Origin of the sequence: Aeromonas sp. QDB56 (genome assembly GCF_027705505.1) — a bacterium.
GTDB classification, from domain to species: Bacteria; Pseudomonadota; Gammaproteobacteria; order Enterobacterales; family Aeromonadaceae; genus Aeromonas; species Aeromonas caviae.
In genome coordinates this window covers 1-10,943 of sequence record NZ_JAPDBZ010000137.1, presented here as the reverse complement: position 1 = coordinate 10,943, position 10,943 = coordinate 1, and the positions used below count along the sequence as shown (strand labels likewise).

The 10,943-nt window shown below is 60.4% G+C and carries 8 protein-coding genes, 3 tRNA genes, 1 pseudogene and 1 CRISPR repeat array; of the genes and pseudogenes, 4 read left to right on the top strand and 8 right to left on the bottom strand.

Translation table 11 applies throughout. From position 1 onward, the window contains the following. Nucleotides 1-98: 98 nt before the first annotated feature. Nucleotides 99-483: a CRISPR direct-repeat array (repeat unit 36 nt; unit sequence GTCAGAAGTTCGCCCTGCTAATAAAGGGATTAAGAC). A gap of 113 nt (nucleotides 484-596) precedes the next feature. After that, entirely contained in the window at nucleotides 597-1,178 is a 582-nt protein-coding gene (locus OKB81_RS16825; protein ID WP_270805330.1) for a 3'-5' exonuclease, read from the top strand. 321 nt (nucleotides 1,179-1,499) lie between these two features. On the opposite strand, the gene OKB81_RS16820 is transcribed toward OKB81_RS16825, so the two are convergent. The 4 genes from OKB81_RS16820 to OKB81_RS16805 all read right to left on the bottom strand — a co-directional run bounded on the left by OKB81_RS16820 (nucleotide 1,500) and on the right by OKB81_RS16805 (nucleotide 3,272). Beyond that, nucleotides 1,500-2,717, bottom strand: coding sequence for a J domain-containing protein (locus OKB81_RS16820; RefSeq protein WP_270805329.1), 1,218 nt, complete (start codon nucleotides 2,715-2,717; stop codon nucleotides 1,500-1,502). 165 nt (nucleotides 2,718-2,882) lie between these two features. Next, nucleotides 2,883-2,958, bottom strand: a tRNA-His gene (locus tag OKB81_RS16815). Nucleotides 2,959-3,082: 124 nt separating this feature from the next. Then, a tRNA-Arg gene (locus OKB81_RS16810) sits at nucleotides 3,083-3,159 on the bottom strand. A gap of 36 nt (nucleotides 3,160-3,195) precedes the next feature. Further along, nucleotides 3,196-3,272 (bottom strand) — tRNA-Pro (locus OKB81_RS16805). 203 nt (nucleotides 3,273-3,475) lie between these two features. Between OKB81_RS16805 and folD the strand changes: the two genes are divergently transcribed. Beyond that, complete coding sequence (folD, locus tag OKB81_RS16800) at nucleotides 3,476-4,333, top strand: bifunctional methylenetetrahydrofolate dehydrogenase/methenyltetrahydrofolate cyclohydrolase FolD (protein ID WP_010674955.1); 858 nt, start codon at nucleotides 3,476-3,478, stop codon at nucleotides 4,331-4,333. 84 nt (nucleotides 4,334-4,417) lie between these two features. Here the strand turns inward: folD and OKB81_RS16795 are convergent, their stop codons facing one another. The 3 genes and pseudogenes from OKB81_RS16795 to OKB81_RS16785 all read right to left on the bottom strand — a co-directional run bounded on the left by OKB81_RS16795 (nucleotide 4,418) and on the right by OKB81_RS16785 (nucleotide 7,683). Beyond that, nucleotides 4,418-5,581 (bottom strand): trans-sulfuration enzyme family protein, encoded by a 1,164-nt coding sequence (locus OKB81_RS16795; RefSeq protein WP_160839089.1) that lies wholly within the window; start codon nucleotides 5,579-5,581, stop codon nucleotides 4,418-4,420. Between the two features lie 92 nt (nucleotides 5,582-5,673). After that, nucleotides 5,674-6,697 (bottom strand): annotated as a pseudogene (locus tag OKB81_RS16790) (isopenicillin N synthase family dioxygenase). A 347-nt stretch (nucleotides 6,698-7,044) separates the two neighbouring features. Then, the gene (locus OKB81_RS16785) at nucleotides 7,045-7,683 is read right to left on the bottom strand and encodes an NAD(P)-dependent oxidoreductase (RefSeq protein WP_102948527.1); all 639 of its coding nucleotides are present in this window, start codon (nucleotides 7,681-7,683) and stop codon (nucleotides 7,045-7,047) included. A 100-nt stretch (nucleotides 7,684-7,783) separates the two neighbouring features. Between OKB81_RS16785 and OKB81_RS16780 the strand changes: the two genes are divergently transcribed. Both OKB81_RS16780 and OKB81_RS16775 read left to right on the top strand, forming a co-directional pair. After that, nucleotides 7,784-8,683 carry a LysR family transcriptional regulator gene (locus OKB81_RS16780; RefSeq protein WP_042016607.1) on the top strand — a complete coding sequence of 300 codons (900 nt, stop codon included), beginning with the start codon at nucleotides 7,784-7,786 and terminating at the stop codon, nucleotides 8,681-8,683. A gap of 116 nt (nucleotides 8,684-8,799) precedes the next feature. Then, the gene (locus tag OKB81_RS16775) at nucleotides 8,800-9,699 is read left to right on the top strand and encodes an AraC family transcriptional regulator (RefSeq protein WP_160839091.1); all 900 of its coding nucleotides are present in this window, start codon (nucleotides 8,800-8,802) and stop codon (nucleotides 9,697-9,699) included. Here OKB81_RS16775 and OKB81_RS16770 read toward each other — a convergent pair. Then, nucleotides 9,696-10,811 (bottom strand): EAL domain-containing protein, encoded by a 1,116-nt coding sequence (locus OKB81_RS16770; protein ID WP_160839093.1) that lies wholly within the window; start codon nucleotides 10,809-10,811, stop codon nucleotides 9,696-9,698. The genes OKB81_RS16775 and OKB81_RS16770 overlap by 4 nt on opposite strands. Between the last annotated feature and the right edge of the window lie 132 nt (nucleotides 10,812-10,943).

Sequence of the window (10,943 nt, the reverse complement as noted above, 5' to 3'; positions counted from 1 at the left end):
AATTGGGGCATGCAGTCGTGGCAAGCCCTCCGATGCCATATCGGCTCTTGAAGCTGGCTGAGGGTCATGGGTAATCAAGATCCAGAATTCGTAGGAGGGTCAGAAGTTCGCCCTGCTAATAAAGGGATTAAGACTTGATCACCTCTTGCTCATTTAGGGAGAAGAGTCAGAAGTTCGCCCTGCTAATAAAGGGATTAAGACAGGGCCTTGTGTACGGGATCGTCCTCGTACAGGGCAAGTCAGAAGTTCGCCCTGCTAATAAAGGGATTAAGACTTTCACCGGACTTGGATACCAAACCCCGTGGGTCAGAAGTTCGCCCTGCTAATAAAGGGATTAAGACATGCGTCGAGTATGTCTCCGGCTGTGCCAATGGCACGTCAGAAGTTCGCCCTGCTAATAAAGGGATTAAGACCAAGATACACAGACTCACCATTCATCGGTCTATCGTCAGAAGTTCGCCCTGCTAATAAAGGGATTAAGACAGCATCCCCGGACACCCAAGGAAGGTGCGAATAAGTCATATGGCACAAGAGCATTTACTGGTAACCCATTGATATTAAATGACTAAAATTTTCATTTTTTGTTCGTGGGATACTTGTTCGCACTTTCCATAAACAATGACGATCTTTTGATTTGTTATAAACAAAAGCAGATGCTATTTAGATATATCTTTCCTAGGGAAGGTGCGAATAAGTCACCAAACATAAAAATGCGCCTTTGTAAGTATTTGAATTTAATAAACTATTTTGTTCAGTTTCGTTGTGGAGGGTGCTTATTCGCACCCTCCCTAGCCGATGGGGTTCGCTCTCAGGATATTTGTCTCACGGCGCGTACCAGACATGCCTATGAGCGTTACGCAACGGCATTGAACAGCGAAGGAATTCCAACCTTTGTTTTAGGGCAGGACAGTTCGGATAACGATCAGCAAGAAGGGGTCCGTATTGCAACCATGCACCGAATCAAAGGGCTTGAGTTCCAATATGTATTCCTCGCCGGCATCAATGATGGCGTCGTTCCAGAACCCAAAGCGATTGCATCGGATGATCCTGTTGAACAACGGGATGCCTTGTTTAATGAACGCGCTTTGCTCCACGTTGCTGCGACTCGGGCAATAAAGGGGTTGTTTGTTAGTTCAAACGGCAAGCCGAGTTCGTTGTTGCCAGATGTGAACGCTTAATTTAGACGATGGCCAGTAACTAAGCAGAGTTACTGGCCATTATTTTAGAGAAAACTTAGCGGGAAGGTTATCGGTATTGCTGAGCAGCGCAAAATCGCATCGGCAGCCGCCATTTCCCCTGAGCCCTTCACAACTATCCACGATGAGGAACAGGCGCTGGCGCCTGATGCCAAAGCGCGTCAGGTGACCCTGATTTAAGGCTGGCTATCCGATAGCACGATCAGTGTAAAAACAAGCAGTGTAAAAACCAGCAGCGTGAAAGCAATCAAGGCGCCAGTGGCGCCTTGATTGTTTGGGGAGATGGTCGGTCAGCGCTGGCCGTTACCGAAACAGCCATTCCATATCGTCCTCTTCCTCACGCCACCTTATTTGCTGCTGATCCCAGCGGGCCGCCAGATAGGGTTTGAGGGTCTGCAGGGTGGTGATCTCGGCCAGCTGGGCAGTCAGGTGATCGATATCACGCAGCAAATAGTCCCGATGTTCGGCAAAGGCCTGCTCGGTCTTTTTCTTGGATGATTGCTTGAATTTGTGCAGCACCGCGCCCATTAGCCCGTCTTGCCCGCCGTAGTAGCTGACTTCGAGCTCGCGTAGCTGGCGTTTCAGCATCGGGTTGAGGTAAGCGAGGTTCTCGTCACTGAGCAGGTTATCGAACTCGGGTAGGTGAGCGTGGGCCAGCTGTAACAGGGTGAACATCTCTTTGTTTTCCCAAGCCTGACTGAGTTGGCCCATGATGCGGGTCTTTTCCGCCTGCATGGCGGGGTCGGGTTCCCGATCCGGGTGCAGCGCCAGGGCGAGCTTGCGATAGAGCTGCTTGAGGCTGGATTTGCTGAACAGCTGTTCGATGCGCATCTCTTCCTCTTGCTCACGACGGGTGCGCGTGTGGGCAAAAGCATCTTGCTGCTCAGCGCCGAAGGGGGACTCATCGGCAAACAACTCATCATCGTCGAAGAGGGCATCCTCTTCCTCACCAGCGGTGTCACTCCCGTTGGCCATTTTCTGCTTCGCCGCGTTTATCAGGTACTCGTGCAACAGAGCGGGGTTTTTGACCATATCGCGCAAGGTGTCGATGTCTTCGGGGCAGTGACCACAAGTTTCCATCAGCATATGGGTAAGTTCATCACACTGATAGTCGAGCTGTTCGTCATCCATGTGCAGGGCGGTATTGGTTTGGATTTGGTGATAGAGGGGGGCCAAATCCATCTCGCCACGAAACGGATTGGACTCGAGATAGTTGATGAGATCGTGGATCCAGTGGTGCAAGGTCTCCCGTTGCCACTGGGTAAAGCTCTTGCGAGCCGTAAAATCGACCAGGCGCTTGGTGAGGGCAAAGATGAGCTCGCATTGTTGACGCTCAAGGGGTTCGATGTCGCTGGTGAAGCGCTGATAGATATCGCGGCCGTTGAGGGTTTGCTTGTCGATTTTTGCCTGTAGCTTTTCGAGCGCTTGCCAGTTGCGGTGGAAGAGATCGAGGGCGGGGTTACCCGTCGTGGGGGAGGGCTGGCGAGCGGGTTGCTTGCGAGCTGGATTACGAAGAGACATAGGCCGCCTCCATAGGCGTTATTTTGTTCGCTAAAACAAAAAAACCGGCGCGGGGCCGGTTTATCGCCGCACATAAATTGCGCGAAGTCTGCCTTGCTGATGAGTTGCCGGCCATATTCAAGCCTTTCATTTCTTTCGCAACAGATAGCAACAACAGAGAAATAATGGGGTGGCTGATGGGGCTCGAACCCACGACAACCGGAATCACAATCCGGGACTCTACCAACTGAGCTACAGCCACCACTGAAATCATCGCCATTTTGTGTCTGCCAAGGCGTGGCCAAGGTCATCTTGAGATAATCTGCCGAATGGACGATAAGTCACACTCTTCGTCAATAACTCAATGATTTAAAACACATTTTAAATGGCGCGCCCTGCAGGATTCGAACCTGCGACCCACGGCTTAGAAGGCCGTTGCTCTATCCGACTGAGCTAAGGGCGCGTTGTATCAAGAAATCCGGGGATTTCCCGATGAACCTGGTCGGTGATAAAGGATTCGAACCTTTGACCCTCTGGTCCCAAACCAGATGCGCTACCGGGCTGCGCTAATCACCGAAAATTCGCCATCCAGCATACCTTCGGCGGCACCACTGGGCAACGGGCGGGCATCATACCCAAGCGCCAAAGTCAGCGTCAACAACTTTTTCCGCCAGTAAATTCAAGTGCCTACTTATTGCCCTCCCTGCGAGAGCCGCTAACACCCGCGCCAAAAAAATGCGACAATGCGCCGCAGTTGAACACATGGTGAGTGAAGAACGATGTCTGCCAAAATCATTGATGGAAAACAGGTTGCGCAAACGATTCGCAATCAGGTCGCCGCGCAAGTCCAACAGCGGTTGGCGCAGGGGAAACGGGCACCGGGTCTGGCGGTGATCCTGGTGGGGCTGGATCCGGCCTCCCAAGTCTATGTGGGCAGCAAACGTCGCGCTTGTGAAGAGGTGGGATTTGTTTCCCGCTCCTATGACCTCAGCGCCACGGCGACACAAGCAGAGCTGCTGTCCCTGATCGACCAGCTCAACGAGGATCCGGAAGTAGACGGCATCCTGGTGCAGTTGCCCTTGCCGGCTCATTGCGATACCACCCAGGTGCTGGAGCGCATTCGTCCTGACAAGGACGTTGATGGCTTCCATCCCTACAACGTGGGTCGTCTGGCCCAGCGCATCCCGGCGCTGCGACCCTGCACACCCAAGGGGATCATGACCCTGATCGAGACCACCGGCGTCAAGACCCACGGTCTGCATGCGGTGGTGGTCGGGGCTTCCAACATCGTGGGGCGTCCCATGACGCTGGAGCTGCTGCTGGCCGGTTGCACCACCACCACCTGTCACCGCTTCACCCAGGATCTGGAGACCCAGGTGCGCCGGGCCGACTTGCTGGTCGTGGCGGTGGGCAAGCCCAACTTCATTCCGGGGGAGTGGGTCAAACCCGGTGCCCTGGTGATCGACGTGGGCATCAACCGCCTTGCGGACGGCTCCCTGGTGGGAGATGTGGAGTATGAGACCGCGCGCAATCACGCCGCCTTCATCACGCCGGTACCGGGGGGCGTGGGCCCCATGACGGTCGCCAGCCTGATGGAGAACACCCTGAGCGCCTGCCAGGATTACCACGACGCCTGATGAGGGCGACGGGCGGAAAAGAGAAAGGGAAGGCATTGCCTTCCCTTTTTTTATTGCGTCACTCCCCTGGATCGCTACTGGATATCAGAGGAGGGCCAGGGCGGCGGCCAGATCGGCAATCAGATCGTCGGCGTCTTCCACCCCGATGCTGAAGCGGATGAGATCGTCATTGACTCCGGCGGCGAGGCGGCTCGCCTCGTCCATGGCGGCGTGGGTGGTGCTGGCCGGATGGCAGGCGAGACTCTCGAGATCGCCGAGGCTCACCGCCTGCACGAAGAGTTGCAGGTTGTCGAGCAGGGTAGCGCAGCGCTCAAAACCGCCTTCCAGCTCGATGCTCACCATGCCGCCAAAGCCGCTGGCGAAGGCGCCGAGGGCATCGTGGCCCGGATGGCTGGAAAGGCCCGGGTAGATCACCTTCTTCACTGCCGGGTGGGCATCCAGGAACTCGGCCACCTTCTGGGCGTTGTGCAGGTGGGCATCCATGCGCAGGGGAAGGGTCTTGACCCCCCGTTGCAGCAGGTAGGCCTCCTGGGGGCCGATGGGGGAGCCGATGTGCTTGAGGGCCACGGTGCGAATCGACTTCATCAGCTCATGACGACCCGCCACCACCCCGGCGATGATGTCGCCGTGGCCGCCCAGGTACTTGGTGCCGCTGTGCATGACGATGTCGATGCCAAGCTCGAGCGGGCGCAGCAGATAGGGGGTGAGGAAGGTGTTGTCACACACCGTGATGGCACCCACCTTGCGGGCCGCCTCCACCACCACCCGCGGATCCACCACCTTGAGGGTTGGGTTGGTAAGGGTTTCAAAGAGTACCACCTTGGTGGCGGGGCGGATGTTGGCCAGCAGCGCCTGATCGCTCTCGTAGGCGGTGATCTTGATGCCGGCGCGGCTGAAGGTCTGCTTGAGGAAGGCATCGGTGCCGCCGTAGAGGGGGCCGATATAGGCCACTTCATCACCGCTGTCGGCCAGGGCATACATGATGGCACTCACCGCCGCCATGCCGCTGGCCACCACCAGTGCCTCATCTGCACCTTCGAGGGCTGCCAGCTTCTGCTCCAGCTCGGCGGTGGTGGGGTTGCCAAAGCGGCTGTAGATGAAGCCGGGGGCTTGACCTGCGAAGCGCTCCTTGCCCGCCTGGGCGTTGAAGTAGCTGAAGGTGCTGCTCTGGTAGAGCGGGGTGGTGAGGGCACCGGTCTGGGGGTCGATCCGCTGGCCGCTGTGCACGCTCATGGTCTTGAATTTCATTTTTGTACTCCGTCATTGCCAGGTTGTTGCCCGACTGCTTGTGTTTTCCGGGGCGCCGTCGCGCCCCTTTTTTAATGTCGAGTGGCGGGTTGTCAGACTAGCGCTGGCTTGCGCTGCGGCTCGCCTGCATAGTGGCGGGCCGCCACATCCGGATGGGAGCGCAGCCTCCCCTTGAGCACGTTCTCCCCCACCTGATAAAAGAGCGGGTTGGCGGGATCGCTCTGGGGTCCTTCGGCCAGCGCCGCCAGCTCGGGGGAGAGGCTAAGCAGTGGCACAGTCGCATCCAGCCTTGCCGCTATGAAGAAGGCGCAGGAGAGGCGCGATACCCCAGGAGGGGGGCTCACCACCCGGTGCAGGGTGGCCTTGAGGTAGCCGTCGGACGCGAGCTCCAGCAGCTCGCCGATGTTGACCACCAGGGTGCCCGGCAGGGGGGGGCGCGGGGATCCAGCCATCCGCCGTCTCCACTTCGAGCCCGGAGTGATCGTCCTGCATCACCAGCGTCAGGTAGCCGGGATCCTTGTGGGCACCTACCCCCTGACCACTGCTGCCTTCCGGTTGTCCGGGGTAGTGAATGAGCTTCATGTGCTGGTAGGGGGCACCGCGAATGCTCTCGTCAAATACGCCGGCGGGCTGCCCCAGCACCTCTGCGAAAGCATCCAGCAGGGTGAGGGTGATGTCGCTCAGTCGATCCTGCCATGCCAGCAGACGTGTTTTCATCTCGGGCAGGGCGGCGGGCCACTGATTGGGGCCGATGAGGCGCTGCCAGGGTTCACGAATGTGCGCCACAGGCAGGGCCTGGGCCTCGTTCATGATATCGAACTGCTCCCGCAGATCCGGCCGTGCCCGGGTGAGCTCTGCCCCCACCTGGTTGTAGCCGCGAAAGTGGGGGGAGTGGACCATCTGCACCGCCAGTTTTTCTTCAAGTGGCAGGGCGAAGAAGCGGGCGGCGAGCGCCAGGGTCTCCTGGCGCGCCGATTCGCTCAGATCATGGCCCACCAGATAGAAAAAGCCCACTTCGCGGGCGGCCTGGCCAAGCTGCGCCAGCATCTGGCTGCGTGCAGCCGGGGTGCCCTTGAGGGCGGCGAGATCGATGATCGGCAATGATGGGGTGGTCATGGGCATCTCCTCACTTTCCGTGAACGGGGTCTGCGTGCCCCGGCGTGCGGGGTGTTGCGAAACCGGGGCGCACTCTTCTTGAGTGGCGCCGTTTGGGTTGAGGGTGATGCTACTGTCCGAGGTTATAAGGTGGAAGCAACAAAATATTCTTAGTTATATACAAAATTCGAAATGGAATTCGGACTTGAGCGAATGGAACGAGCAACGGGCGGCTCAGGCGGCGATCTGCCGTACCGGGCGAGAGCGACATTGGCGTGACGGGATAGACGCGGGAGAGAAAAGGCGGAAGGAGGCATCCGCCTCCCTCCGTGTGACTGTCATGGGAAGGGTTGCTGGCGCGCCTTTCCTCAATAACCCAGGGTGAAACGCTGGCGCAGGTGAGCCGGTGCTTGCGCCTCGTTCAGCACCCCGTCCGCCAGATCGCCGACCGTGATCCCGGCGGGCTGCTCGCCGCTGAACAGCACCTGATCCGTGCCAAGGCGGTAACCGCCGCGCTTCTCGCCGGGTTCGAGGAACACGGGCGGGGAGACGAAACGCCAGTCGAGGGTGGTTTCCCGGCGAAGGGCGGTGAGACCATCCCGGGCCGCGAGGGCCCCTTGCTTCCACTCTGCCGGGAACTCCGGGGTGTCCACCAGCTGCACGCCCGGGGCGATTTCCAGACTGCCGGCACCGCCGACCACCAGCAGCCAGCTCCCGGCGTCGTTGGCGGCGGCCACGATGGCGCTGGCCCCCTTGAGGTACTGATCGTAGATGTCCGGGGCACTCCAGCCCGGGTTGTAGGCACTGATCACCCGATCGTGCCCCTTGAGCACCCTGGCCAGTGCCTGGCTGTCCTGGGCGTCCACCGCCACGGCGGTGACTTGCGGGTGAGCGGCGACCTTGCTCACGTCACGCACGATGGCGGTGACCTGATGACCGCGGCTGACGGCCTCCTGGAGGATGGCTGAACCGACAAAACCGCTGGCACCGATGAGGGCAATCTTCATGGGAATTCTCCTTCACTGTGGGAATGGGGCTATCCTACGCCCCCGAGTGTGATTTAATAATCCAGTTAAAATTGCATTCACTTGTAAGCAGGGCTTTATAATGGATCAGCTCAGACGCTACGCCATCTTCGCCGCCGTGGTGGAGGCGGGCAGCATGACCGGCGCCGCCAAGGCCCTCGGCATGACCCCGTCCGCCGTCAGCCAGCATATCAGTCAACTGGAGAGCCAGCTCGGCCTGCCCCTGCTGCACCGCTCCACCCGCCGCCTCAGCCTGACCGAAGCGGGGGAGGTGGTGTGGCAGGGCTGCCAGTCGTTGCAGCAGACCCTGAACGACACCGAGCTGCGCCTCTCGGAGGTGCGCGACAGCCTGCTCGGAGAAGTGCGGATCACCGCGCCGGTGGGGATGGCGGGCCAGCCCCTGGCGCGGGCGCTCTCGCCGCTGCTGCAGGCTCACCCCGGCCTGGGCATCCAGATCATTGCCGACGACGAGAAGCGGGATCTCATCAAGGATCGCATCGACGTGGCGCTGCGGGTCGGCACGCTTGAAGATTCCACCCTGGTGGCGCGCAGGCTGGGTCAGACCCGGATGCTGCTGTGTGCCTCGCCCGCCTATCTGGCACGCAAGGGCACTCCACGCAGCCCGGCAGATCTGCTGGCCCACGACTGGCTGGCCTCGGACATGCTGGGGGGCGGGATACTGCTGCTGGACGAGAAGGGGGAGGCCCACAAGATCAAGCCCAAGCCCAGGGTGCTGTGCAACAACGTCTTGCCCCTGCGCCAGTTCACCCTGGCAGGGCAGGGGATTTCGCTGCAACCGGAAGGTGAAATAGAAGAAGATCTCGCCACCGGTCGGTTGCTCGTGCTGCTGCCGGGCTTTTTGGCCCCTCCCATGGAGATCCATGCCATCACCCCCCAGCGGGAGATCCCGGAGAAGGTGCGGCGGGTGATCAGCGCCCTTCGCAGCCACTTTGCCGAGCATGGCCAGAGCCGTCTACCCTGAGCGGGGCGGGATGAATAGCCAGGCGGTGCGCCGGCCTTGCGGTCGGCGCGACACCCCTGTTTAATGTGGCCCTCCCGGGCCAGAGCGCCCTCTGCTGGCGTGGTCTCAAGCGCATCATGACACCGACTTCTCCCCACCCACTCCGTGAGCCGGCACCCGAGGCGCGCGCCCACCTCACCCGCATCGAGCGAGTGCTCGACTACATCCATGCCAATCTGGATCAGCCGCTCTCCCTGGAGGCGCTGGCCCGGCAGAGCTGTTGGTCCCGCTGGCAGTTGCAACGGGTATTCCTGCATGAGACGGGTCAGACGGTGGCTCACTATGTGCGCGAGCTGAAGCTGAGCATGGCGGCGGAGGCGCTGCTCTCCACCCGGCTGCGGGTGCTGGATGTGGCGCTGGATCACGGGTTTGGCTCGGAAGTGAGTTTCAGCCGCGCCTTCAAGCAGCAATTTGGCTGCTCGCCGCTGGCGTATCGCAAGCGGGGCCTGCGGCTGGGGCTGCGCACGCCTCTGGTGCGGGCGGCGGTCCCCCGCTCTGCCTCTCCCAACCTGGTGCAGGTGCGCATAGAGAGCCTGCCGGCGTTCACCTTGTTGGGGGTCAGGGGCACGATCCGGGGGTTGTTCGATGCCTCACCGGATTTTCAGCAGACGGTGCCCGCCATCTGGCGAGCGCTGCGCGCGACGGGGGCGCTGGACCTGTCGAGGGAATGGCTGGGGGTGGTGGATGTGTCGGGGGCAGGGGAGCGGCTGCCTTACTGGGCCGGAGTGGCCACGACGGCGCCTACGCCCCCCGGCCTGTCGAGTCTCAACGTGCCGGCTCAGGAGTATGCCGTGCTCACCCACAAAGGACCCATTGCCCAGCTGGGGGAGAGCCTGCACTGGTTCATCCTGCACTGGCTGCCGGAGTCGGCATACCGGGGGCTGGACGGTTTCGAACTGGAGCGCTATGCCCCCGGCTTTGACGGCCAGCAGCCCGACGCCACCATGGAGTACTGGCTGCCCGTCGCCCCCCGTTAGGGAAGGAGGCTCACCCCGGCATGGCGCCGGGATGGCTCCGGGCGTGTGGCGCTGGCCAGGAGATCAGTGAACTGGGCCGGTGGCAGCGGCTTGGCGAAGTAGAAGCCCTGCAAGTAGTCGATGCCATAGTGGCGTGCCATCTCGACCTGCTCCTGGGTCTCCACCCCCTCGGCGACCAGAGCCAGCCCCATGCGATGGGCGAGATCCAGGATGTTTTCGACGATATGGCGGGAGGGGCCTTCCTCTTTCATTCCCTTGATAAAGCTGCGATCGATTTTGATGATGTCCACATGGAACATCTGCAGATAGCAGAGGCTGGAGTGGCCGGTGCCAAAGTCATCGATGGCGATGAGCACGCCCAGCTCGTCCAGGGCATCGAAGATGACGCGGGTCTGCTCGTCCGCATCCACCATCTCCCGCTCCGTCACCTCGAGCACCAGGCGCAGATCCTGGCACGGGAAGGCGCGAAGAAAGTCGCGGCACTCGGCGACGATGTCCTGGTTTTTGAAGTGCTGGGCGCAGACATTGACGGCGACGTGAAAGCCGGGGGGCAGCCTGTCGGCCACCCCGACCAGATAATCCCGGGTCTGGGCCATCAACTGGCGGGTCATCGGCACTATGTAGCCGCACTCCTCCGCGAGGGGAATGAAGTGGTTGGGGGCAATCATCCCTTGTGTGGGATGACGCCAGCGCATCAACACTTCACAACCGCGCAGGCGCCCCTGCCTGTCCATCACGGGTTGCAGATGGGGGATGAACTCCCGGGCCGCCATGGCTCTGACAAGCTCGCTGCGAGGGGAGCCGCTGCGCCCCCTCAGATAGAAGGTGAGCAGCCCCAGCAACAGCGCCAGCACAGGGGCAGCAAGCAGGTTCTCCTGGTTGTACGCCCAGGCAAACGCCAACACTTCCTTGTAACCGTTGAGCGCCACCAGGCGATAGGGATGAGCGGTGGGATCGCTCTGTTGCAGACGTTGTCCCCCTTCCAGCAGGCGGGCTGCGGGCAGGGTCCTGCCGTGGCCATCGAGGGCCTGGTCCCCGAGGAGGAAGAAGAGGTTGTCCTCCCCCATCACGGCCTGCAAGGCGCCGAAGATGTGGAAGCCGTCCAGCTCCACCAGCAGGGTGCGATCGCCGGATGGCTTGGTATTGTCTCAATCAGGGCTGATAAAAGGCGCTGTCCCAATTATGTGTTGGAAGGCTAATCTGGAAGTAGGTCATCACCGCGAGGACCTTCATCATGGATACGC

Excerpts from the sequence above, each read along its gene's own strand:
- OKB81_RS16820 (WP_270805329.1), bottom strand. The coding sequence starts at position 2,717 with ATGTCTCTTCGTAATCCAGCTCGCAAGCAACCCGCTCGCCAGCCCTCC.
- folD (WP_010674955.1), top strand. The coding sequence starts at position 3,476 with ATGTCTGCCAAAATCATTGATGGAAAACAGGTTGCGCAAACGATTCGC.
- OKB81_RS16795 (WP_160839089.1), bottom strand. The coding sequence starts at position 5,581 with ATGAAATTCAAGACCATGAGCGTGCACAGCGGCCAGCGGATCGACCCC.
- OKB81_RS16785 (WP_102948527.1), bottom strand. The coding sequence starts at position 7,683 with ATGAAGATTGCCCTCATCGGTGCCAGCGGTTTTGTCGGTTCAGCCATC.
- OKB81_RS16780 (WP_042016607.1), top strand. The coding sequence starts at position 7,784 with ATGGATCAGCTCAGACGCTACGCCATCTTCGCCGCCGTGGTGGAGGCG.
- OKB81_RS16775 (WP_160839091.1), top strand. The coding sequence starts at position 8,800 with ATGACACCGACTTCTCCCCACCCACTCCGTGAGCCGGCACCCGAGGCG.